Source organism: Paenarthrobacter sp. CCNWLY172 (genome assembly GCF_037402035.1).
Taxonomy (GTDB): Bacteria; Actinomycetota; Actinomycetes; order Actinomycetales; family Micrococcaceae; genus Arthrobacter.
In genome coordinates this window covers 96,744-120,274 of sequence record NZ_JBBEGB010000011.1, presented here as the reverse complement: position 1 = coordinate 120,274, position 23,531 = coordinate 96,744, and the positions used below count along the sequence as shown (strand labels likewise).

The window sequence follows — 23,531 nt, the reverse complement described above, 5'->3', positions numbered from 1 at the left end:
CGCGTGTACCCCAACTGCACGCGGATACGAAAAGAGAAAACCATGACCAGTGCATCCAAGGTTGCACGGCATCGCGCTGAGGCCCCCAAGACCAGCTCGCTTGCCGTGATCGCCAAGGCCGTCAGTGAAAACGCCGGCGGCGTCGGCCGCCAGGCGGCTGTTATTGCCGCAGCTTCAGGCCTGGTCCTGACCGGCAGTGTTGCTGCCAACGCGGCCGACACCACCGTGGACCGTGAGTCCACCGCGACGTCCACCCTTGACGTCCAGTCGGTAGTCCAGGCCACCATCGCTGCGGACTCCACCGTTGCCATCTCCTACGAGCGCCCCGTGGTCACCACGGTGCAGGCTCCGGCCCCCGTAGAGAAGAAGGCTCCTGCGAAGGCAGAAACCAAGAAGGCAGCAGAAAGCACGGCAACTGCCGGCAACGCCACGTTGGCCGTCAACACCGCGGCTCCTGAGGCAAAGGCTCCGGCCGCTGCAAGTGGCCTGGGTGCTGCAATTGCCGCTGCCGCCTATGCGCAGCTCGGCGTCACCCAGGACTGCACCATGCTGGTAACCAACTCCCTGGCAGCTGTTGGCATCAACTTCCACGACTGGCCGGCCGGCTACCTCTCCCTCGGCCGCACGGTCAGCGCAGCGGAAGCGAAGCCGGGCGACCTCGCCTACTACGCCAACGGCGGTCTGGCCGGACAGGCCCACATCGCTGTATACGTCGGCAACGGCCAGGCAGTCCACGGTGGATGGAACGGATCCACCACGGCACTGTTCAGCGTCAACGTAGGCTCCGGCCCGGTTTTCATCCGCGTGAACGGCTGATCCAGCCTTTGGTTTTGACAGCAACACCCCGCAGGCTCAGGCCGGCGGGGTGTTCTGCTTTTAAGGGACGGATTCGGCTCCACGCCTCTTAACCTCGCATGAACTCTTGGCGACACTGCACGGGAAACGACGGAAAAATTCGTTGATACGGCATATGAGTGCTTACCCTTATCTTGTCGATCCACAGCCCGTACAAGCAGAGGGCAGCCGGCCCTCGTGCCCCTGACGGGTGCGGCCGTGAAGAGGTACGTGCATGCGCACACTCGTTCTGAATGCTGGATATGAACCGCTGGCGGTAATAACATTCCGCCGGGCGCTGGTCCTTGTGTTGACTGGGAAAGCTAGCGTAGTGGCCGAAGGCGACGAGCCTGTCGTCGGGCCACAGGAGATTCTCGGACGCCCCTCCGTGATCCTCCTTAACCGCTACATCCGTCCCCGGTACAACAGGATTACCGCCGTGAGCCGACGCGGGGTCCTTCGCCGCGACGGCCATCGCTGCGCCTACTGCGGGAAAACAGCCCACACCATAGACCACGTCCACCCCAAATCCAGGGGCGGCGCGGATTCCTGGGAAAACCTGGTCGCGGCGTGTCTGAAATGCAACAACGCCAAGAGCGACCACACGCTGGCTGAAATGGGTTGGAAACTCCGTTTCACGCCTGGAGTGCCCCAGGGAACCATGTGGCAGATCAAAGAACTCGAGAAACCTGCGCCGGACTGGGACCCGTTCCTGTTGCCGGAATCCGCTGCCTGATCGATTTCTGCTGAACTCCGGCCGCCCCGGTAATCTGGGCGAATGGAGTTCAATGCCGTGATTCTGGCGGGTGGCAGGGCCACCCGCCTCGGTGGCGTGCCCAAGCCGTCGTTGATGTACGACGGCGGGACGCTCCTTTCACGCGCCCTGCAGGCGGCCCGGGGTGCGTCAGCTGTGGTGGTGGTAGGTCCTGACGCTTCAGGAACGGGCGGTGAGCCGTTACCGGTCGAGGTGCTGCGGGCACGGGAGGAACCGGCATTTGCGGGTCCCGCCGCAGCGATTGCTGCGGGGTTGGCGGCGATGAAGGACAACGGAAACAACGCTCCCTGGACGCTCGTCCTGGCATGCGATATGCCGCACGTGTCCCGTGGCGTTTCGTTCCTCTGGAAAGCCCTGGAGGCCCATGCGGGGGTGGACGGTGCCATGGCTGTCTCTGCCGATGGCCGGAAGCAGCCCCTCCTTGGTGCCTACGGCACCAGTGCCCTCGAACGGGAAGTGGCTCAAGCTTCCGAAGGTTCCGGGTTAACGAACGCTTCAGTGTTCCGCCTGCTTGCTAGGCTGAACCTGCTGGACGTAGCCGTCCCCCCAGGCTCCACGGATGACGTGGATACATGGGAGGACGCTGCGGCCCTGGGCATTGACTACAAGTTGGAGGCGGACGTGAAGAGCCAGGAAGAGACGCTCGAGGAATGGTGCCGCACACTGCTGCAGGCATTCGAGCTTGAAGGCGTTGAAGTGGACGTCAATGAAGTGCTCGCTGTTGCCGGAGTGGCGGCGCACTCAGTGGTGCGCCCCGCAGCGCCCTTGACCACCTTCATAGCCGGCTACGCGGCGGGCATGGCCCGCGGCATTGGCCAGGCAAGCGATGATGCGTCCATGAATGCCGCCTTGGAACTGGCCCGCAAAGTTGCCAAGGAGTACTCGGAGTCCGAGGCTGACGCCGAATGACGGAGGCCCCCGCCGAGGGCCATCACGCGGCACACACCTGGCAGGAGGCCCGGCAGCGGGCGTTCGATTGTGCCGCTCCCATCCCTCCGGCTCCTGTCCCGCTCAGGTCAGCCCTCGGCCGCACCCTAGCTGCCGATGCCCGGGCGGTGCAGGATATGCCGCACTACGCTTCCTCAGCCATGGATGGGTGGGCCGTCAACGGAAGCGGTCCGTGGATCCTGAGTGAACCGGGCCAGAGGCTTGCTCCCCACCAAGCAAGTCCCATTGTTACGGGCGGGCTGATTCCGCCGGGTGCTAAAGCAGTACTTCGCAGCGAGAGCGGCGTCATAACCACCGACGACGACGGCCTTCCGGTCCTTGCGCTGGGCGGAACCGCCAAACCCGGCGAACCCCGCAACGGCCAGCACATCCGTAAAGCCGCAGAAGAGGCGGCGGCGGGGGAGGTCTTGCTTACTGCCGGAACCGTGCTCAACCCGGCCCACATCGCTTTGGCTGCGCTGGCCGGTCTGGACCAGCTGGAGGTCCTCGGCAAGCCGCTGGTCAGGTTTCTGCTGACGGGCTCCGAGGTTGTGGCACAAGGGGTTCCGCTGCCCGGACAAGTGCGTGATACTTTCGGCCCGCAATTGGGCGCTGTGGTGGAGCTCCTTGGTGGCATCGCAGGAGAGCAGCTCAGGGTGGGCGACAACTATGAAGAATGGATTTCCGCACTCCAGGACACCGAACCGGCCCTGGATGAGCTGACAGCTGATGACCCTTACCAGGAAACTGAGCCCCCGGCGGACGTCGTCATCACTACCGGCGGGACCGGTCGGTCCGGGACTGACCACTTCAGGCGGGCCGTGGCTGAACTCGGCGGCCGGCTGTTGATCGACGGCATTGCCATGCGCCCCGGTCATCCTGCTGTGCTGGCTGAACTGCCCGATGGCCGTTTTGTGCTGGGCCTGCCGGGAAATCCACTTGCCGCGATGATGGCGCTGCTAACGGTGGGTGCGCCGTTGCTGGCGGCTTTGGGTCATCGGCAGCTGGACGGGGTAGGTGAAGTTCCTTGCGGCGCCATGATCGACGCGGATCCCGGCCGGACCCGCCTGATGCCGTTCAAGCTGGTGTATGGCCTGGCATCGCCGGCGCAGCACACGGGTCCCGGGATGATGCGGGGCCTGGCCGGCGCGGACGGGGTCATGGTGGTACCGCCCCACGGAGTCCAACTGGGCGAGCTGGTCCCGGCGTTTGCCTTGCCGTGGGGCAAACCGTTGCCCGCGCCCAAGTCCGCGGAAGACAAGCCCCGCAAGGCCCCGGCGCGGCAGGCAAAGAAGACTCCCTCCGGCCCGGTGGACTGGAGCGCGCTGGACGCCTGAGTGCTGGACTCCGGAGCACTGCAGCGAACCAGGTGAGGGTGCTAACAAAGTGCAATGATGGACTTATGAACAGGCATGCTCCCGAACAGGACATCAATGAAGATGACCTGCAAATCCACCCACCCAAACAAGCCGCTGCCGGCCTCAAGGCTGTCACGGTGGCTCTTGAACGCGGTTACGCCCAGGCCGGAGTGGCCCGCACGGTCCGTTCCATGCTCAGGGTCAACCAGCACGACGGCTTCGATTGCCCGGGATGCGCCTGGCCCGAATCCATTACCGGCAGGCGCAGCCCCGCCGAGTTCTGCGAGAACGGCGCCAAGGCGATTGCCGAGGAAAGCACCACCCGCACTGTGGGCGCGGAATTTTGGGCGAAACACTCCCTGGCTGACCTCGAAGACAAGACCGAATACTGGCTGGGGAGCCAGGGAAGGTTGTCCGAGCCCGTGGTCATCAAGCCCGGGGATACACACTATTCGCCCATCAGCTGGACCGAGGCCTTCGCGCTGATCGGCGAGCACATCAACGCCACCACGCCGGACAAATGCGTTTTCTACACCTCCGGCCGTACGGCCAACGAGACCGCTTTCATGTATCAGTTGTTCGCCCGGAGCCTGGGCACCAACAACCTGCCCGACTGCTCCAACATGTGCCACGAATCCTCCGGCAGCGCACTGAACCCCACCATTGGAATCGGCAAGGGCACGGTCTCGCTGGAGGATATCCACCACGCCGAACTGGTCCTGGTGGTGGGCCAGAACCCGGGAACCAACCATCCCCGGATGCTGTCCGCACTGCGGGATTGCAAGAACAACGGCGGGAAGATCATCGCCGTCAACCCGCTTCCCGAGGCAGGCCTGCTGAACTTCAAGGACCCGCAGTCCCTCAACGGCGTCATTGGCGGTGGCACCACCATCGCGGACGAATTCCTGCAGATCAAGGTCGGTGGCGACCTCGCGCTGTTCCAGGCGCTGGGCCACCTGCTCCTGGAAGAAGAGCAGCGCAACCCGGGCACCGTCGTCGACCATTCCTTTATTGAGGGGCAGACCGAAGGCTTCGCCGCGTACAAGGAAGCACGTTCAGTCCTGGACTGGGAAGAGACCGGGCGCGCCACTGGCCTGACGCGTGCAGAGATCACCAAGACCGCGGAAATGATGGCCGCGTCCAAGGCCACCATCATCTGTTGGGCCCTTGGACTGACCCAGCAGCCACACTCGGTGGATACCTTGCGCGAGATCATTAATCTGCTGCTGCTCCAAGGGAACTTCGGCAAGCGCGGTGCCGGAGCCTGCCCCGTCCGCGGGCACTCAAATGTGCAGGGCGACCGCACGATGGGGATCTGGGAGAAACCCAAGGAGCCGTTCCTGGCTGCGTTGGACAAGGAATTCGGCTTCCACATGCCGCGAGACCACGGCTATGACTCCGTGGAGACCCAACACGCCCTGGAGAAGGGCGAAGTGGATGTTTTCGTCTCCATGGGTGGGAATTTCGCTGCGGCCGGCTCGGACACGGCAGCTTTGGAAGAAGGGTTGAAGAGGGCAGGGCTGACGGTCCACATCTCCACCAAACCCAACCGTGCCCACGTGGTCCACGGCAAGACCTCCCTGATCCTGCCCACCCTGGGCCGGACGGACACCGACGACAAACACCCCAAAGGCAAGCAGTTCCTGTCCGTGGAAGACTCCATGTCCGTCATCCACAAGACGCAGGGGAGGCTGGAGCCGGTCTCTGAGCACCTCCTGAGTGAGCCTGTGATCGTAGCCCGGATGGCGCAAGCCACCCTGGGTGATGACCACAGCGTGGACTGGCGGTCCATGGCCGAGGACTACGACGTGATCCGGGACCACATCTCCAGGGTCATTCCCGGTTTTGAGGACTTCAACGCCCGGGTTCGGACCAAGAACGGCTTCGTGCTGCCCAACCCGCCCCGGGACACGCGGACCTTCGCCACGGACATCGGCAAGGGACGTTTCTCCGTGCGGCCACTTGAGTACCTCGAAGCGCCGCCGGGCCACTTGATCCTCCAGACCGTCCGCAGCCACGACCAATACAACACCACGTTCTACGGTTTGGATGACCGGTATCGCGGCGTTTCGGAGGGGCGGCGGGTCATCCTGGTCCACCCGGATGACCTGAAGGAGCTGGGCTTCGAGGACCGGGACCTGGTGGATGTCATCTCCACCTTCGCGGGAACGGAACGGCGGGCCGACAAGTTCCGGCTCATCGGATACCCCACGGCCAAGGGCTGTGCCGCTGCGTACTTCCCGGAGGCCAACGCCCTGGTCCACCGCGAACTGGTGGCCAGGGAATCCAACACCCCCGGCTATAAGGCCATGACGGTTCACTTCGTCAAGCATGTGGAGAACGGAGCCTGATATGGGACGCGTGACCCAGCGCCGCAAGGTGCATAAGTTTGTCCTGGACGGCTCACCGCAGGCGCTGGAGCATCCTGTCCGATACAAGGAAGATGTACTGGCCGTGGAGGAGCCCCTGGAGATCCGCTTGGGGGAGATGTCCTTCTCCGTGACCATGCGGACCCCCGGGGACGACTTCGACCTCGTGGCCGGATTCCTCGTCTCGGAAGGGATCATCTGGGAGCCCGCCCAACTGATCTCTGAGCGATTCTGCGCGGGGGAGAACGAAGACGGTGTGCAGACCTTCAACGTGGTGGACGCACAACTCCGGCCTGACGTGGTGCGGCCCGATACCGGCCGGAACGTCTACACCTCCAGTTCCTGTGGAATCTGCGGGACGGACTCCATCGAAGCTGTCCGCAAGTCTTCCCATCACAGTCCGCGCGAGGACAACGTCACGGTGCCGGTCCGCGCCTTGGCCGCACTGCCGGACCGTCTCCGGGAGGCGCAAGCGGTCTTTGACAAAACGGGCGGTGTGCACGCTGCCGGACTCTTCCGGATTCACGACGACGGAACCACCGAGCTGCTCTGCCTGCGCGAAGATGTTGGCAGGCACAACGCGGTGGACAAGGTAGTGGGCTGGGCTTTGCGGGCGGGCATGCTGCCGCTGAGAGGGACAGTCCTCCAGGTCTCCGGGAGGGCGTCCTTTGAATTGGTCCAGAAGGCTGCCATGGCGGGCATTCCCGTGCTCTCCGCGGTCAGCGCACCGTCAAGCCTCGCAGCTGAACTCGCAGAAGAAACGGGGATTACGCTGGCAGGGTTCAGCCGGGGGCATAGTCTCAATGTCTATGCCGGCCGGGACAGAATCCTCGCAGAACCGGCCCCGGCAGATGCGCTGCCCGTAGGGGATAGCCGTCAATCACTTGGCTATTAGGCTGGAACAAAGTAGATTTTATCCATCGATTGGAAGCGCGGCGAGCCCAGAATCGCCGTCTGAACCTGCACGCCTGGTGCGTGTACCAAGCGTGAAATCCAGCTAAAGCCCAAAGGGGAATTAATTGCACGACGACCGCCGGATCACTGAACAGCGCCTCGATCGATTCGTTCGGGAACGCATTCTTCCGGCCATTTACGGGAGAGCCTTACCGCTGCAGCTCAGCAGCTGGGATGTTCCCGGCGAGCCCGTGCCGGCGGCAGAGGCTGTGCGCCAGCTCTTCACCCCGCAGGAGCACGGCGCCCCGTGGGGAAAGGCCTGGAGCACCAAGTGGCTCCACCTGCAGGGTGAAGTCCCGCAGGACTGGGGTATGGCTGAATCCACGTCGGTGGAAATCATCGTGGACCTCGGCTTCAACAGCGACGTCCCCGGGTTCCAGTGCGAGGGCACCGCCTGGCGCGCCGACGGCAGCATCATCAAGGCGATCTCGCCCCGGAACTATCACGTCCCCGTCAAACTGCTTGGCGGCGGACACTCCGTGGATTTTTATGTTGAAGCAGCGGCGAACCCGGACGTTGCCCAGGGGTGGTCCTTTGCTCCCACTCCGCTGGGAGACAAAGCGACGTCCGGCGACGAGCCCCGCTACCGCCTGGGCCGCATCGCCATGGCAGAGCTGAACGAGACGGTGTGGGAACTCAACCAGGACATCTGGACACTGAGCGGACTCATGCATGAACTTCCCATGGAACTTCCCCGCCGCCATGAAATCCTGCGGGCGCTGGAACGGATGCTGGACATCATGGACCCGGACGACGTCGCTGGAACTGCTGCGGCCGGTCGCGAAGCGCTGAAGGAAGTGCTGGGCCGGCCCGCTTATGCTTCCGCCCACCAGCTCCTGGCTACGGGCCATGCCCACATCGACTCCGCATGGTTGTGGCCTGTCCGCGAGACCATCCGTAAATGTGCCCGGACGTTCTCCAACGTGGTGGCACTCATGGACGAGGATCCTGACTTTGTGTTCTCCTGCTCCTCGGCCCAGCAGATGGCGTGGATCAAGGAGTACTTCCCTGAGCTCTTTGTCCGGATCCGGGAGAAGGTCCAGGCCGGTCAGTTCATCCCCGTGGGCGGCATGTGGGTGGAATCGGATACCAACATGCCCGGAGGCGAGGCCATGGCCCGCCAGTTCGTGGAGGGCAAGAGCTTCTTCCTGAAGGAATTCGACGTCGAATGCCAGGAGGCCTGGCTGCCGGACTCCTTCGGCTACTCCGGTGCCATCCCGCAGATCGTGAAGGAGGCCGGTTCCCGTTGGTTCCTGACACAGAAGATTTCCTGGAACAAGGTCAACCGGATGCCGCACCATACCTTCACCTGGGAGGGCATTGACGGAACCCGGCTGTTCACGCATTTCCCGCCGGTGGATACGTACAACGCTGAACTGCACGGCCGCGAACTGGCCCACGCGGAACGCAACTACCGCGAACACGGCCGCGGAACCATGTCACTGGTGCCGTTCGGTTATGGCGACGGCGGTGGCGGACCCACGCGTGAAATGGTGGCCGCCGCGCACCGCACTGCAGACCTTGAAGGTTCGCCGAAGGTCCGGATGGGCACTGCCAAGGACTTCTTCACCAAGGCCGAGGCGGAGTACACCAACCTTCCGGTCTGGGTGGGCGAGATGTACCTGGAAATGCACCGCGGAACTTACACCAGCCAAGCCAAGACCAAGCGAGGCAACCGCCGCAGCGAACACCTGCTGCGCGAGGCCGAGCTGTGGTGCTCCACCGCCGCCGTCCGTCTCGGTGCGGACTACACATATCCCCAAGCCGAGCTGAAGCGGCTCTGGCAACTGGTGCTCCTGCAGCAGTTCCACGACATCCTGCCGGGCAGCTCCATCGCCTGGGTCCACCAGGACGCCGAGCGCAACTATGAGGCCATTTCCCGTGACCTTGAGGCCATCATCAGCCATGCCGCCCAGGCTCTGGTGGGGACCGGCAGCACGAGCTTCCTGCTCAACGCAGCCCCGCATCCGCGCAGCGGTGTGCAGGCTCTGGCAATAGCCGAAGCCGATGGACCCGGCGACGATGTACAGGTGGAGGAATACGGCGGCGGCTTCGTGCTGGACAACGGCATCATCCGTGCGGTTCTGGACGGCAACGGCCTGCTCACCTCCTTGGTGGACCATGCCGGCGGCCGCGACGCCATAGCACCCGGGCAGTCCGGCAACCTGCTGGAGCTGTTCCGGGATACCCCCAATGAATGGGACGCGTGGGACATCGAAGAGTTCTATCGCCGGAACGTCACCCAGCTGACCCAAGCGGACACCATCGACCTCGAGCGCACGCCGCGTGGCGCCGTCGTGGTGGTCCAACGGAAGGTGGGCGCCTCCACCATCACCCAGCGCATCACGCTCGACGCCGGTGCCAAGTCCCTGGGGATCTCTACCACGGTGGACTGGCAGGAACGCGAAAAGATGCTGAAGATCGCCTTCCCGCTGGACGTCAGGGCGGATCGTTCGGCGTCCGAGACACAGTTCGGCCACGTCTTCCGGCCGACCCACACCAACACGTCCTGGGAAGCCGCCAAGTTCGAAATTTGCGCGCACCGCTGGATCCACGTCGCAGAACCAGGCTATGGAGTTGCCGTCAGCAACTCCTCCAGCTACGGACACGATGTCACCAGGGCGGTCCGCACCGATGGCGGAACGACGACGACGGTCCGCACCTCGCTGCTGCGCTCGGCCCGGTTCCCGGACCCTGAAGCCGACAGGGGAGAACACACCTTGGAGGTTTCCATCCGGCCCGGCGCTGAAATCGCCGATGCCGTGGAAGAGGGCTACCGCACCAACCTGAAGCCACGGTTCGTGACCGGTGGGCACCCCGTGGAGCCGCTGGTTTCGGTCTCGAACCCGGCCATTGTGGTGGAAGCCGTGAAGCTGGCCGAGGACGGATCCGGCGACGTGATCGTCCGGCTCTACGAATCGCTGGGGGAGCGCTCAGCTGCCACGGTACGGCCCGGATTTGAGGTAGTTGGTGCCACTGCCACCGACCTACTGGAACGCGTTGCAGAGGCGCCTGGAGTGACGGTGGGGGAACGCTCGGAGGTGGAGCTGGTGCTTCGGCCGTTCCAACTGGTGACCCTGCGCTTCACACGCTGACCCGGAATACAGTAGAACGCCGGCGGCCTTGCACGGGAAATCGTGCAAGGCCGCCGGCGTTTGTGGTGGTGGCGCGGTGGGTTATTCGACCAATTCGACGTCCACTGCATCCTTCAGAATCTGAACCCGCAAGGGGATCACGGCGTCGTAGCTCTTGATTTCGTCGGCGATCCTCTTTGAGAAGACTTCCTCCACCAAGACGGGCATGTCCTTGACGCCGGACAGGTACCGTTTGGCGGCAAAATCGAACTCCGAGCGGTTGTACCTGATCCTTGCGTTGAGGACCTTCAGTTCGTCGGCAATCTTCAGGAATTCCTCGTCGGAGGCGTTGCGTGCGGTGGCATCATCGGTCTTTTGGACCATTTGATCCTTGAGCCGGACGAATTCGTTGTAGTTCTCTTCCGATTTCGCCGTGATCTCCGCGTTGGATTCGAGCTGCGCGACGCTGTTGTCAAAGGTGCGGGCAAATTCGACATAGGCCACATTCTTTGATTGCTTGAGTTGGTTCGCAGCTTCCCTGCAGGGGGCCGCGGCCTGGCTGAGCAAGGTTTGGCGTTCCCTCAAGGTTGAGGCCTTGGAACCGACGAACAAACCGTTGCATCCTGCGCCGTCAGCCCGGAAAAGGCCTTCAAACTCCGGGTAGGACTCCACCAGGCCTTCCATATGGTCAACGAAGCCACCGTACGAGCCGCCAAGTTGCCCGACGGCGATGCCGACCCCGTCTTCCTTCGATGAGTGGGCATCCTGGACGTTCTTCAGTGCTGTCCGGGCAGCCTCCGCCGCGCGTTGGAACTCCTCGCGCTCCGTGGAGGAATTCTTCTCAGCTTCCTCCTGCGAAGCCGGGGCATTCCGCGCCTTCTTGTACGCCGCGAGATACGCATTGGCCGCAGGCTGAAGCTTGCTCCGGGCGTCCACCAGGGCGGAGACATGCTGGTCCTTCAGCGTCTGCAGGCTTTCCTTGCGTTGTTGGCCGGAGATTTGGGTCACCGCCACGACAGCCGCTGCGGCCATCAGCAGCAGGACAACGACACTGGAGACCAGGATGAGGGCCAGCTTGCGCTTCTTGGGCGCCGGCTGCTGTGCGGGGTCCGGTTGAGGCGTGGGTCCGGGTTCGATCGTCATGGCCTATTCCCCGTCCTTGCCTGAAGCATCAAACTGGTCCGTGCGTTTCCTGAGGGCACTTTCAAAGGCCTTGTTGGACTCGTTGGCATTGTTGATGAGCTGGGTGTATTTCTCTTTCGCGGTGCCCTCATACTTCGTTTCGGCGGTTTTGAGGGCGTCGTTGATCTCCAGCATGGCGAGTCCGGCCAGCGTGCGTTTGGCGGTGCGTTCGAAGTCGTCCTTGGCATCCAGGACTTCCTGCTGTTTGTCCCGCTGTCCGCGGATAATGCCTTCAACTGATGTCAGCAGTTCGGTGGTATCGGCATCGGTGCCGTCTTTGGCAGCGCCAACGGCGGTAAGGCAGGCGTCAGCGCCTTTGACGTAGTCTTCGGAATACGTCTCGCTGCCAACGTTCAGGGACGAATGCAGTGGAGCGCATGGCCCACCGACGGATTGGGTGACCTTGGCGGTGTTGACCGCCAATTGGTCGTTGTAGGAGATGACGGCCCCGTAGTTTTCCTTGAAACGATTGTAGGCCTCGCTGATTTCCTGCTCCTGCACCGCTGGTGATGAACCCATCCGGTCAAGGCGATCCCGGTTTATCCCGGACTCGCGTTTCAGGAGGTCACCATCCTGGCTGAGGACAGTGTCCTGTGCCTCTTGCCCGGCAGTTTCGGACATCACGTTCGTCAGCCGGACCGAAAAGCGGGTGACCAGTGGATCGTAGAGGTTCATCGAGTTGTCCAGAATGGCGCGTTCCTTGTCCAAGCGGACAACATCTGCGCGCTGAACGCCTGCCGGGCGGGAGAGGACAAACCACGTGCCAAGCCCTCCAGCCACAACGGCGGCGGCAACAACTGCGGCAATGATGACGGCACGCCGGGACTTCCTGCGCCCCGGTTCGGCTGCTGTATCCAAAGTCTTTTCCCCCATTTTCCTTGAGTCTCCTAGACGTCGTGCTGGAGCCGTTTCACAAAAAGCTTGGTCCGTTCCTGCGTGGGCGCACGCAGGACCTCGGCAGCAGGACCTCGTTCCACCACCACACCGCCGTCCATGAAGATGACCTCGTCCGCTACGTGTTGGGCGAAGGCGAGCTCGTGGGTCACGATCACCATGGTCCAGCCTTCCTCGGCGAGTTCCTTGATAACACCCAGGACTTCCCCCACCAGTTCCGGGTCCAACGCAGAGGTCGGTTCGTCGAACAGCAGCAGTTGGGGCTTAAGCGCCAGCGCCCTGACGATGCCTACACGTTGCTGCTGGCCACCGGAGAGTTCAAAAGGGTAGGCGTCGCGTTTATCTGCCAGGCCCACGCGTTCCAAGAGCCGTTCTGCCTCCGCGATGGCCTCGGCCCGTGGCCTCTTCTGGACCTGGATGGGGCCCTCGGTGATGTTCTTCAGGACCGTCATGTGCGGGAACAGGTTGTAGTGCTGGAAGACCATGGCGCTGCGGTCACGCAAGGCGGCAAGATCCTTCTTGCCAACCTTCGCGCCGAAGTCGATGGCGAGTTCACCTCCGCCGTCGCTGTCCCCGAAGGTGACCGTGCCGCCGTCGGGAATTTCAAGGCCGTTAAGCGATCGCAGGACGGTGGTCTTCCCGGATCCCGATGGCCCGATCAAGGCCACCACCTGGCCGCGGCGGATATCGACATCGATGTCGCGCAGCACCACGTTGCTGCCGAATGCCTTGGCGAGGCTGCGGGCCTTCAGGACTGATGTGGAGTGTGGTTCGTTAGTGGGCGACATAGCGGTCCAATCTCCTTTCCACGGCGGACTGCCCCGTGGAAAGGACCAGGCAAATGACCCAGTAGACCAGGGCCGCCTGCAGGTACAGGGTCATGAACTCCTGGCTGAAAGCAGCGATCTGCTGGGCATTGCGGAAGAGTTCGGTGACCAGGATCAGCGACGCGAGGGAGGTGTCTTTCACCAGCGAAATGAAGGTGTTGGACAACGGCGGTACTGACACCCTGGCAGCTTGGGGGAGGATGATGCGCACCAGCGTCTGCGGCCTGGACATGCCGATGGTGTGGCCTGCTTCCCATTGGCCCTTGGGCACGGACAAAATGGCTGCCCGGATGATTTCGGCGGCGTAACCGCCCACGTTCAACGAGAACGCGATGATGGCACTCGGCCAGGGATCAAGCCGGATGCCAATGCTGGGGAGGCCGAAGAAGATCACGAAGAGTTGCACCAGCAGGGGAGTGCCGCGGATGACCGATACGTAGAACCGGCCGATTCCGGACAGCAGCCAGTTGGGGCTCAGCCGCAACAGGGCAACAACCAATGCCAGAACCAGCCCGAAGGCGAATGAAGCGAGCGTCAGGGGAATGGTGCCCGTCACGGCGCCTGTGATGATCGGCCCGAAGGAACTCCAGATGAGGTCCCAGTTCATCTATTTGGTGACGTCCGCGCCGAAGTACTTTTCGGAGATCTTTGCCATGGTTCCATCTGCCTGGAGGTCGGCCAGGGCCTTGTCCACGGCCGCCGTGAGTTCCGTTGAACCCTTGCGGAAGACGAACGCGCTTTCGGTCTTCTCGGGCGCTTCGGCCGCGACCTTCAGACCGGAGTCAGGGGTGTTCTTGGCGTAGTCGAGGTACGTGAGCTTGTCATTCACGGTCGCGTCCACGCGGCCCTGCTGGACCAGCGTGGCGGACTGTGCCCACCCTTCCACTGCCTGCACATTGGCGCCGGCTTCCACGGCCATTTTGTAGAAGTTGCTGGTCAGCGACTGGGCGGTGGTCTTGCCTTTGAGGTCCGCGAAACTGTTGATGCCGGTGTTGTCCGACTTGGTCACCACGACGCCTGTGGAGATGGTGTACGGAGTGGAGAACTCGTACTTGGCCTTGCGTTCGTCGTTGATGGAAATCTGGTTGGCGATGGTGTCGAAGCGCTTGGAGTCCAAGCCGGCAAAGATGCCATCAAACTGTGTCTCCTGGAACGTTGCCTTCACGCCGAGCTTTCCGGCCACAGCCTGTGCGATCTCGACATCGAAACCTGTGAGGTCCCCGGCGCCCTCTGCATGGAAGCTGAAGGGGCGGTAGGTGCCCTCGGTGGCGATGACCAACTCACCCTTGGACTTGACGTCCGAAAGGGAGGTGTCTCCGCCTGACTGAGCGGGAGTTGAACCCCCACCGCACGCTGTGAGCGCTAGGGCGGCCGAGGCCAGAGTGGCGGCAATGACGGAGCGGCGGGTGCGAAGGCTGTTCATGGAGCCATCTTAGCCACCGTAAGGAGCCTTGCTGGGAGTGGGACCGCTGATGCCCGCACCAAGGGCGTTAAAAAGGCTGAGTGGGGGCGGTCCCCAACAGCCCGCCACCACTCATCCCCCCAATTGTGATCGCATGGGCGCCACATCCACCGGAAACCCGTTCTCTGATTCCGGTGTCAGGCTGCAAACCGTGTTCACACATTCATGATTGTGCCACGATCTAATGCTTTTGTGAAAGTCTTACGCTGCGAGACGTTGTTTTCTTCGCGAATAGGCCTTGGAGAACCAGATTCCGGCCAGGCCAATGCACGTGGACATGGCTGCCGAGTAGTTGATGAGGACCCTTAGCCATGCCTCGGAAAAGGGGATCAACGGGAAAAGTTGGGACAGCAGGAGCAGGCTCAATCCCAGGAGCAGCAACGCCGAAGCTACCCGGAGCAGCACAGGGGCCGCGCTCACCACGGTCCGCCAGATCGCGGGCACCAAGCAGGCCGCTACGAATCCCGGGTAGAAGCGCCCCATGAACGCATAGGCCTCCAGGGACGGCCCCCAGGTCAGTCCGCTCATGCCCGCTGAGGACCCTCGCGTGTCCGTGATGACGAAGAAGTAGACGGTAAGGATTGCCACGATGGCCCCGACACAAAGACCAACGGGACCCCGGATGGCACGGACGGCAGAGGGCGAACCGAACGCGGTGGCGATCTTGATGCCCATGAGGAAGAACGTGGCATACAGGAGGAAGCGCAGGATCAGGTTCCCGACGTTTATTCCGCCAAGCCAGCCGTCAAGGACCAGGTAGGGCGCTTCGATGCTGATGAAAATGCTCAACGAGATCAGGGAGAAGATGTAGAACACCACACGGTTCTCGCCCCGCAATGCGCTGGGGATCCGTGCGACCGTGACAGCCAGGCATACAACCAGCGTCACCCATGGCAGGACAGCCGTCATCCTAGGTTCTCCCAAATTCTTTCGGTACGTTCGTGGTCTTGTTCCTGGCGCTTCAAGGTCTTGCCCAGTGCCAGGAGCCGTTCGCCGGCCAGGGTAACCAGCGAGCTTTGGGTCATTCGGTCCAGGGCTTCCCGGCGGGCATTCGGTGGCCACCCGGCCTCGGCCTCAGTGATCAGCCCGCCAGCTACCAGTCCTCCGGCGGGTCCGACGCCGGCAGCCCGGGAAGTGGCGATGGCCAGTTCCGGCGGCAGCCTGTTGGCCGTCAGATGGGCCGAGAAGTTCTGCGGCGCAATCCCGGTGGCTTCGCTGACGCGGTGCCGCAACTCGCCGTCGTCGATCGCGTCTACCCAGTTCCGCACCGACGTAGGGTGCGGAGGTTCGGAAAGCAGGGCCGCAGGGGCAGCGCTTGGCTCGCTGCGTTCCACCACTGCCCGCAGCAGATCGATCGTGGCGACCTGGCTGACCAGTTCACAGGGCGTCGGGGGCACCGGGCCACCCCTGAGGTCGGCGTAAAGGTCAAACGTCGACAGGGCCTGCATCGGATCCACCTGGAATCCGCGGCTGATGCTCACCAGCGTGGACTCGGCAACCTTTCCGCGGACCAGTTGCTGGGCCAGCGTTGTCCGTTTGATGCCGGCGATCCTGCAGACATCAGCCGTGCTGGCATCGGGCGCGACGCCGTGAAGCCAGCGCTGGAACGCCTTGGACGGTAAGGGCATGGGGAACTTTCCGGGACGGGTCGCGGGGGAGGGTATGAGAAAGCCGCACGTGGGAGTACGAAACGATTTTACGCCGACGCCACATTGAATTATGCTTGATGCTTGAACCCGTTGGTCCGTACACCCCCCAAGTCCGGACCAACGGGTTTTTCCATGCCTGCGGGAATCGCGGCCTGAGTTCCTGCGTTTCCCTGCTGGAGGATAGACACATGACAGCAACCTTGGTGGCCAAGGATCTTGCCGGTGGCCACGGCCATCGCACCCTTTTTTCCGACCTTTCCCTGACCGTTGCGCCCGGCGACGTTGTGGGCGTCGTGGGGGCGAACGGCGCCGGAAAGTCCACGCTGCTTCGCATCCTGGCCGGCGTGGACCAGTCGCAAGCGGGCAGCGTCAGCCTGGCGCCGTCGGACGCGTTTGTGGGCTGGCTGCCCCAGGAGCACGAGCGCACTGCGGGCGAGACCATCGCTGCCTACATTGCGCGCCGGACGGGGTGCGCCCAGGCCACCGTGGAGATGGAAACAACCGCCGAGGCCCTCGGGTCCGGGGCTCCGGGGTCCGATGACGCGTACTCCTTGGCCTTCGACCGCTGGATGGCCTCCGGGGCAGCGGACCTTGAGGACCGCATTCCGGCTGTGCTGTCCGATCTCGGTCTGGAACTTGGCGCCGACGCCCTCATGACAGGGCTCTCCGGTGGGCAGGCAGCACGCGTGGCTTTGGCCGCGCTGCTGCTCAGCCGCTTCGATGTCGTCCTCCTCGACGAACCCACCAACGATCTCGACCTTGACGGCCTTGCCCGTCTTGAAGCTTTTGTTCAGGGCCTTCGGGGCGGCGCTGTCCTGGTGTCCCACGACCGCGAATTCCTGGCCCGCTGCGTCACCACTGTGGTGGAACTGGACCTCGCGCAGAACTCCGTGGCCGTGTATGACGGCGGCTACGAGGCGTTCCTCGAAGAGCGCGCCGTGGCCAAGCGCCACGCCCGTGAACGCTACGACGAATTCGCCAACACCAAAGCAGACCTCATTTCCCGCGCACGCACCCAGCGCGAATGGAGTTCCCAGGGCGTCCGCAACGCCATGAAGAAAAACCCGGACAACGACAAGATCCGTCGCGCCGCAAGCAGTGAGTCGTCCGAGAAGCAGGCCCAGAAGGTCCGGCAGATGGAGTCGCGCATTGCCCGCCTCACCGAGGTGGAGGAGCCGCGCAAGGAGTGGCAGCTGCAGTTCAGCATCGGCCAGGCACCCCGCTCAAGTGCCGTCGTCGCCACCTTGCGTGACGTCGTCGCGCGCCAAGGTGACTTCACGTTGGGACCGGTGAACCTCCAACTCAACGGCGGCGAACGCATCGGCATCACAGGACCCAACGGCGCCGGTAAATCGACACTGCTGCGCCTGTTGCTTGGAACGCAGGAACCGGACGACGGCGATGCCTCCATGGGTGCCTCCGTCGCCGTCGGCGAGATTGACCAAGCACGTGGACTGCTCGACGGCGGGCAGCCGCTTGGTGACGCCGTCGAAGCCGTGCTGGTGGACTGGAACAGCGCCGATGTCCGGACGCTCCTGGCCAAGTTCGGGCTGAAGGCCGACCACACCTCGCGCACGGTGGATTCGTTGTCCCCAGGGGAGCGGACACGTGCGGCCCTTGCGCTGCTGCAGGCCCGTGGCGTGAACCTGCTGGTACTGGACGAGCCCACCAACCACCTGGACCTCCCGGCGATCGAGCAACTCGAAGAGGCGCTGGAACACTACGAGGGCGCACTCCTGCTGGTCACCCACGATCGCCGGCTGCTGGAAAACGTGCGCCTCGATTCACGCTGGCACCTCAACAACGGACAGGTCCAGGAACTGCACCACACCCCCAGCCAGGAGAAGCAACCATGAGCATGGACCGCGTGGCCTGGAGCTCGCTGTACAACATCACCACTGCCAAGAGCGGATCCAAGCCGTTCTCCAAGGAAACCCTGAAGCGGGTCATGGCCTTCGCCGCACCGCACAAGGGCAAGCTCATCGCCTTCGTGATCGCTTCCATCGCAGGTGCTTTCCTGGCTGTCGCCACGCCCGTGCTGGCAGGCCAGGTGGTTGATGCCATCATCGCCAACGCCGGGGTGGGGACGGTCATTTGGCTTGCGGTCCTGATCGCCATCGTCGCCGTAGGTGAAGCCGGTGTGGGGCTGGTGACCCGCTGGCTGTCCTCCATCATTGGCGAGGGCGTCATTGTGGACCTCCGCACCCGCGTGTTCGACCACGTTCAGCGCATGCCTATCGCCTTCTTTACGAGAACCCGGACGGGCGCGCTGGTCAGCCGCCTCAACAACGATGTCATCGGGGCGCAGTCCGCCTTCGCCGGCACGCTGTCCGGCGTCGTCAGCAACGTGGTGGCTTTGGTCCTGACCCTGGTGGTCATGTTGAACACCTCCTGGCTGGTCACTGTGCTGGCCATGGTGTTGCTGCCGATCTTCCTGATCCCGGCCCGGCGCATGGGCTCCAAACTGGCCGACCTCCGCCGTGAAGCTGCCGCGCACAACGCCGCCATGGGCACACAAATGACCGAAAGGTTCTCTGCCCCGGGCGCCACGTTGGTGAAGCTGTTCGGCCGCCCGGATGAAGAGTCCCGTGAATTTGCTGAGCGGGCAGGCCGGGTCCGGGACATCGGAATCCGGACCGCCATGCTCCAGTTCACGTTTGTCACGGCCCTGACGCTGGTATCGGCGCTCGCCTTGGCCCTGGTCTATGGGCTGGGCGGTTGGCTGGCGCTCGGCGGGCAGCTTGCCCCGGGCGATGTTGTGGTCCTGGCGCTCCTTCTCACCCGGCTTTACGCCCCACTGACAGCCCTGTCCAATGCCCGGGTGGAAATCATGAGCGCATTGGTCAGTTTCGAGCGGGTCTTTGAAATCCTTGACCTGAAGCCGCTGATCACTCAGAAGCCCGACGCAGTGGCTGTTCCGACCGGGCCGGTTGCTGTGGAATTCGACGACGTCCGGTTCTCCTACCCCTCCGCCGAAAAGGTATCGCTGGCTTCCCTGGAGGACGTTGCCACCTTGGATACCCGCGGCGGGGAGGAAGTCCTGCACGGGGTCAGCTTCCGGGTTGAACCCGGACAGACCGTAGCCCTGGTGGGTTCCTCGGGCGCCGGCAAGTCCACCGTGGCCCAACTGCTCTCACGCTTGTACGACGTCGACTCCGGCGCGGTGCGCCTGGGCGGACAACAGCCAGGAGCCGGTGTGGACGTTCGCGACCTCAGTTTCGATTCCCTCCGGGACACCATGGGCATGGTGACCCAGGACGGGCACCTGTTCCACGAAACCATCGCCTCCAACCTGCGCCTCGCCCGGCCCGATGCCACCGAAGAGGACATGTGGGATGTGCTCCGGCGGGCACGCCTGGAGCCGATGATCCGGTCCTTGCCCGATGGCCTCGAAACTGTGGTGGGAGAGCGCGGCTACCGGCTGTCCGGCGGCGAACGCCAACGGCTCACCATTGCCCGCCTGCTCATCAAGCAGCCCCGCGTAGTGATTCTCGATGAAGCCACAGCAGCGCTGGACTCCACCAACGAAGCCGCCGTCCAGGCGGCCCTGGGTGAGGCACTCGAGGGGCGTACCGCCGTCGTGATTGCGCACCGGTTGTCCACCATCCGTGCGGCCGACGCCATTCTGGTGGTGGAAGACGGCAGGATCGTGGAGCGTGGCACGCACACCGAACTGCTGGCCGCGGACGGACGTTACGCCGAGCTGTACCAAACGCAGTTCGCTGAGGCCACGGCGGTGGCGCAGGAAGCTGTCCCGGAGCTGTAGGGCTTTTTACGTGAGCAGCGGGATGATGTGATCCGTCAGCAGCGGCGCCAGATCGCTGGGCAAAGGTCCGTTGAGGTCCAGCCAGCGGATCTCGGCGATCTCCGCTGAGGGGTGCGCTTCCCAGGTTCCAGGGGCTGTGAAAACGGTGGCCTCGATGGTGGTCGCCGCTTCGTTGGCAGCGACCGCAAGCCAGACGCCCAGCGGCTGGAGCAAGTGCGGTGCTACCTCGATGCCCACTTCTTCATGCAGTTCCCGCGACGCTGCTTCAGCCGCCGTTTCGCCGGGCTCCGGCTTACCGCCAGGATGCATGAACTTGTTTGTGCCACGCTTCCGGACGGTCAACAGTTGGCCATCCTGGTTGTAGACGCAGACGGCGCTCACCACGATCAGGTCTGGTCCGGTCACACTGGCCTCCCCGCATCGAGGCGGACCAGGTGCGATTCCAACAGGAGATCCTTCGCCGGTCCATGGACATCCCACGTGAAGCTGAACGAATCCGGGCCCCGGTAGATGTAGTTGACGCGGTAATCATCGGGATCGCACCAGTGCTTGTCCTGATGTCCCTGCTCAGAGAAGCTCATGACGTGGAATGGCCTGCCGTCGGGAAAGAACACGTCCATCGAATCCGCTGTGGCGCCTGGTTTGAGGAAATATTCGCGGAAAGCCGGGCCGGAATGCGAAGGCCAGTGCATGGTTCCGTCTTCGCGGTAGTCCAGTCCGCCGTCGGGATTGAAGGAATAGCGCACGACGCCGGTAAAGGTACCGTTGGTGCCTGAGGCGCGGTCCAGGAGGGTTCGCTCCACACTCCAGCTGCCGGCCAGGTAGGCCTGCAAGTCCTGGGTGGGTTGCTGGTGATTCAAGTGCCCTCGATTGGAATCGAACCAACGACACCGGCTTTAGGAGAGCCGTGCTCTATCCACTGAGCTACGAGGGCCTGTATGTCCATGGCTCTGAATCCCACTGCTGGAGCTCAGGGGCCCGGACACGACTACAAGCATACAAGCTGCCGGGGCGCTGCCCGAACACCGCTAGGCTGGCGAGCATGACAGGGCCTTCCACTGCACCGGCGCAGGCCGGATCGTTCTTTCCCGACCTCCGTAACATCCGGGCCAACATCGGCGGGTGGGCGCAGCTGAGCGTCGTCCAGTACTTCGTGGCCGAGGCTGCCGTGATCCAGGCGTGGGCGGGTCCCGAGCCCTACAGCCGGGCCACCGGATACATCAGCGACCTCGGAGCAGTGTCCTGCGGTGTGTACGAGGACCGGGCCGTGTGCTCGCCGTTGCATGTGCTGATGAATGCCTCGTTCGTGGTGCAGGGACTGGCCCTGGTGCTGGGTGCGTTGTTCCTGACCGCGGGGCTTCTGTGCGTCGCGGCAAAGCCGGGTGTGGCGGCCCGCCGATTCCGGTCCGTTGCGGGTGGGGCCGGAGTTGGTAGGACTGGGGCGGGTGGCGCTGGGTCCGTTCCGGCCCGCGTGCTGACCGTGCCGTGGATCCTGGCTGTGGCCATCCGTGTCCTCACCGGAGTGGCCGGCGTCGGAACCGTCATTGTCGGCCTGGTGCCCGAAGACCTCGGCTCGCCCTGGCATTTTGCGGGTGCACTGATGTTCTTCATCGGTGGTGGTTTCGCGCTGCTGCTGTTGGGCATCCTGTGGTTCCGGCAGACACCGATGAGCTGGTTCCTTGGGGCGTGCGGCCTGATCTGTATCGGTGCGCTTATTATCGGCGGGCTCACCGGGATGGAGGTGCCCTTGCCCGGGCTCTTGGAACGGTTCATGGGGTATCCGGTGACCATAGGGCTGGCTGCCGCCGGTTTGGTCATCGCGCAGCGGGTGCACACGGAACGGAAAGCGGCACGGTTGCGGTAACCAGGGATGCGCCGGGCGCGGACCAAGCACCGGCGGATTGTCAGGAGGGCTGTGCGCTCTTCCGTCCCAGGAAGACAGCCAGCACGCCGCACCCGAGGCTGACCAGGAACAGTACCCACGACGCGATGGTGAGGCCGGAAGCCAAAGCCACCGATCCGGCGTCGGGCGCGTCCGAAGCCAGCATCGAATCGATGGCGACGTTGGACCACAGATGGGCCACGGCGAACAGCATCGGAGCCGCCCACATGGCCCAACGCCATGACTTCCGGGCCACGTTGGTGCCGATGAGCAGGAGCCAGCTGAAGCCGAAAATCAGGGGAAACAAAGTGCCTGCGGTCTTGTGTACGTAGTTCAGCTGGCCGCGCGCGGATTCGTCCATGGCCGCGCGGAGCTGACTGACGTATTCCTGCGAGAATCCGCCGATCAATGAATCCGGCATGGCCAAGCCGCCTGAGAGCTGGGACATCTGGTTCAACGTCAGCAGGTGCAGGTACCAGAACAGGAACAAGCTGGCCACCACGCCCGCGATCACAATGAGCTTGGAGTTGCTCTGCGCCTTCTGCGGGGTGCGTTGGGTGGTGGTGTTGATCACGGGAGGCAGGGTGTGATCAGGAACCACTGCCTTTGCTCCGTGCTTCCTGATGCGCTGGGCTGGTGTCTTGGCCATGTCATTCATTATCCCGCCACATAAGCTGGAACCATGACCACCGGCAGGCACACAGCAACTGAACTCGATCCAACACTGAATGACTACCAACTGGCCAGCGCGCTGGTCCGTGAGGCAGGCCAGTTGGCGCTGCTCATGCGGATGGGAGGCCTGCAGGGCGAACGCAAGACCTCGGTGTCCGACGTCGTCACTGCAGCCGATCACGCAGCCGAGGCGTATGTTCTGGAACAGTTGCGGCGCTGCCGGCCTGAGGATGGCATCCTCGGCGAAGAAGGTGCGTCCGTGGCGGGAACGAGCGGCCGAACCTGGGTGATTGACCCCGTGGACGGCACCTATAACTTCCTGCATGGATCCACCTATTGGTGCTCGGCGATCGCCCTCAAGCGGGACGGCTCCGACCATGGAACCAACCCCGTTGCAGATCCGGACGTGCTGCTCGGCGCCATTTACCAGCCCGAACTGGACAAGCTGTGGCTCGGCGGGGAAGAACACCCCGCCACGTTGAACGGCGAACCGATCTCCGGCTCGGGTGACCGTGCCGTGGGTGAAATCAGCGCTGCCACCTATATTCATCCCACCTGGCTGGCAGATCCCCGCGCGGCAATGCCTTGGCACGCCGCTGCGGTCACCGCGGCGTCCCTGCGCATGTTCGGCTCGGGTTCGTGCGACCTCGGCCGCGTAGCCGACGGCGAACTCGGCTGTTGGTTCCAACACAGCTGCCCGGAATGGGACTGGTTGCCCGGAAAAGCGATCGTCCGCGCAGCAGGCGGGGACACCGCCGTCGTGAAGGTCAACGGACTGAACTGGTTCGTCGCTGGAGGCCCGACGGCGGTGCGCGGGTTGAGCGCCGCGCTGGCCTCGGTTCCCCAGTTTGCTTAGTCGCTGAGGCGTTTGCAGCGTCGCTTGGCGAGGGCCGACTACCCGGCGCC

At 63.6% G+C, this 23,531-nt stretch carries 21 protein-coding genes and 1 tRNA gene; 11 read left to right on the top strand and 11 right to left on the bottom strand.

The genetic code is table 11. The annotated features are described in order from the left end of the window. Nucleotides 1–42 precede the first annotated feature (42 nt). The 7 genes from WBN73_RS17205 to WBN73_RS17175 all read left to right on the top strand — a co-directional run bounded on the left by WBN73_RS17205 (nucleotide 43) and on the right by WBN73_RS17175 (nucleotide 10,312). Nucleotides 43–816, top strand: coding sequence for an NlpC/P60 family protein (locus tag WBN73_RS17205; protein WP_280627091.1), 774 nt, complete (start codon nucleotides 43–45; stop codon nucleotides 814–816). 253 nt (nucleotides 817–1,069) lie between these two features. Then, the gene (locus WBN73_RS17200; RefSeq protein WP_024819811.1) at nucleotides 1,070–1,570 is read left to right on the top strand and encodes an HNH endonuclease; all 501 of its coding nucleotides are present in this window, start codon (nucleotides 1,070–1,072) and stop codon (nucleotides 1,568–1,570) included. 42 nt (nucleotides 1,571–1,612) lie between these two features. Continuing rightward, nucleotides 1,613–2,518, top strand: a complete 906-nt coding sequence (locus WBN73_RS17195) for an NTP transferase domain-containing protein (RefSeq protein ID WP_337340897.1) — start codon at nucleotides 1,613–1,615, stop codon at nucleotides 2,516–2,518. Further along, complete coding sequence (locus WBN73_RS17190) at nucleotides 2,515–3,873, top strand: molybdopterin molybdotransferase MoeA (RefSeq protein WP_207596583.1); 1,359 nt, start codon at nucleotides 2,515–2,517, stop codon at nucleotides 3,871–3,873. Before WBN73_RS17195 ends, WBN73_RS17190 begins: the two co-directional genes overlap by 4 nt. Before the next feature lie 65 nt (nucleotides 3,874–3,938). Beyond that, nucleotides 3,939–6,245, top strand: a complete 2,307-nt coding sequence (locus WBN73_RS17185; protein ID WP_337340896.1) for an FdhF/YdeP family oxidoreductase — start codon at nucleotides 3,939–3,941, stop codon at nucleotides 6,243–6,245. A 1-nt stretch (nucleotide 6,246) separates the two neighbouring features. Beyond that, on the top strand, nucleotides 6,247–7,158 hold the full coding sequence (fdhD, locus tag WBN73_RS17180; RefSeq protein ID WP_207596585.1) for a formate dehydrogenase accessory sulfurtransferase FdhD: 912 nt from the start codon (nucleotides 6,247–6,249) through the stop codon (nucleotides 7,156–7,158). 124 nt (nucleotides 7,159–7,282) lie between these two features. Continuing rightward, on the top strand, nucleotides 7,283–10,312 hold the full coding sequence (locus WBN73_RS17175; protein WP_337340895.1) for an alpha-mannosidase: 3,030 nt from the start codon (nucleotides 7,283–7,285) through the stop codon (nucleotides 10,310–10,312). A gap of 81 nt (nucleotides 10,313–10,393) precedes the next feature. Here the strand turns inward: WBN73_RS17175 and WBN73_RS17170 are convergent, their stop codons facing one another. The 7 genes from WBN73_RS17170 to WBN73_RS17140 form a co-directional block, all read right to left on the bottom strand. Continuing rightward, complete coding sequence (locus WBN73_RS17170; protein ID WP_337340894.1) at nucleotides 10,394–11,434, bottom strand: hypothetical protein; 1,041 nt, start codon at nucleotides 11,432–11,434, stop codon at nucleotides 10,394–10,396. 3 nt (nucleotides 11,435–11,437) lie between these two features. After that, the gene (locus tag WBN73_RS17165) at nucleotides 11,438–12,346 is read right to left on the bottom strand and encodes a hypothetical protein (protein ID WP_337340893.1); all 909 of its coding nucleotides are present in this window, start codon (nucleotides 12,344–12,346) and stop codon (nucleotides 11,438–11,440) included. A 14-nt stretch (nucleotides 12,347–12,360) separates the two neighbouring features. Beyond that, nucleotides 12,361–13,155 (bottom strand): amino acid ABC transporter ATP-binding protein, encoded by a 795-nt coding sequence (locus WBN73_RS17160; protein ID WP_280627105.1) that lies wholly within the window; start codon nucleotides 13,153–13,155, stop codon nucleotides 12,361–12,363. Continuing rightward, entirely contained in the window at nucleotides 13,142–13,801 is a 660-nt protein-coding gene (locus WBN73_RS17155) for an amino acid ABC transporter permease (protein WP_207596590.1), read from the bottom strand. The genes WBN73_RS17160 and WBN73_RS17155 overlap by 14 nt, the downstream gene beginning before the upstream one ends. After that, entirely contained in the window at nucleotides 13,802–14,617 is an 816-nt protein-coding gene (locus WBN73_RS17150; protein WP_207596591.1) for an amino acid ABC transporter substrate-binding protein, read from the bottom strand. It lies immediately after the preceding gene. Nucleotides 14,618–14,857: 240 nt separating this feature from the next. After that, nucleotides 14,858–15,565 carry a hypothetical protein gene (locus tag WBN73_RS17145; RefSeq protein WP_207596592.1) on the bottom strand — a complete coding sequence of 236 codons (708 nt, stop codon included), beginning with the start codon at nucleotides 15,563–15,565 and terminating at the stop codon, nucleotides 14,858–14,860. Then, on the bottom strand, nucleotides 15,562–16,284 hold the full coding sequence (locus tag WBN73_RS17140; RefSeq protein WP_337340892.1) for a hypothetical protein: 723 nt from the start codon (nucleotides 16,282–16,284) through the stop codon (nucleotides 15,562–15,564). Before WBN73_RS17140 ends, WBN73_RS17145 begins: the two co-directional genes overlap by 4 nt. Nucleotides 16,285–16,493: 209 nt before the next feature. Here WBN73_RS17140 and WBN73_RS17135 point away from each other — a divergent pair, with 209 nt between their 5' ends. Together WBN73_RS17135 and WBN73_RS17130 are read left to right on the top strand one after the other, a co-directional pair. Beyond that, the gene (locus WBN73_RS17135) at nucleotides 16,494–18,161 is read left to right on the top strand and encodes an ABC-F family ATP-binding cassette domain-containing protein (RefSeq protein ID WP_207596594.1); all 1,668 of its coding nucleotides are present in this window, start codon (nucleotides 16,494–16,496) and stop codon (nucleotides 18,159–18,161) included. Next, a complete protein-coding gene (locus tag WBN73_RS17130) occupies nucleotides 18,158–20,071 on the top strand; it encodes an ABC transporter ATP-binding protein (RefSeq protein WP_207596595.1) in 1,914 nt (637 codons plus the stop codon). The genes WBN73_RS17135 and WBN73_RS17130 overlap by 4 nt, the downstream gene beginning before the upstream one ends. A gap of 6 nt (nucleotides 20,072–20,077) precedes the next feature. On the opposite strand, the gene WBN73_RS17125 is transcribed toward WBN73_RS17130, so the two are convergent. The 3 genes from WBN73_RS17125 to WBN73_RS17115 form a co-directional block, all read right to left on the bottom strand. Further along, nucleotides 20,078–20,476 (bottom strand): NUDIX hydrolase, encoded by a 399-nt coding sequence (locus WBN73_RS17125; RefSeq protein WP_207596596.1) that lies wholly within the window; start codon nucleotides 20,474–20,476, stop codon nucleotides 20,078–20,080. After that, entirely contained in the window at nucleotides 20,473–20,931 is a 459-nt protein-coding gene (locus WBN73_RS17120; RefSeq protein WP_337340891.1) for a DUF6314 family protein, read from the bottom strand. The genes WBN73_RS17125 and WBN73_RS17120 overlap by 4 nt, the downstream gene beginning before the upstream one ends. 1 nt (nucleotide 20,932) lies before the next feature. Further along, nucleotides 20,933–21,005: transfer RNA gene (locus WBN73_RS17115), tRNA-Arg, on the bottom strand. Between the two features lie 108 nt (nucleotides 21,006–21,113). Between WBN73_RS17115 and WBN73_RS17110 the strand changes: the two genes are divergently transcribed. Beyond that, complete coding sequence (locus tag WBN73_RS17110) at nucleotides 21,114–21,935, top strand: hypothetical protein (RefSeq protein ID WP_207596598.1); 822 nt, start codon at nucleotides 21,114–21,116, stop codon at nucleotides 21,933–21,935. 40 nt (nucleotides 21,936–21,975) lie between these two features. Here the strand turns inward: WBN73_RS17110 and WBN73_RS17105 are convergent, their stop codons facing one another. Further along, on the bottom strand, nucleotides 21,976–22,602 hold the full coding sequence (locus WBN73_RS17105) for a hypothetical protein (protein WP_337340890.1): 627 nt from the start codon (nucleotides 22,600–22,602) through the stop codon (nucleotides 21,976–21,978). 33 nt (nucleotides 22,603–22,635) lie between these two features. On the opposite strand from WBN73_RS17105, the gene WBN73_RS17100 reads away from it, so the two are divergent. After that, a complete protein-coding gene (locus WBN73_RS17100) occupies nucleotides 22,636–23,481 on the top strand; it encodes an inositol monophosphatase family protein (RefSeq protein ID WP_207596600.1) in 846 nt (281 codons plus the stop codon). Nucleotides 23,482–23,531: the final 50 nt, after the last annotated feature.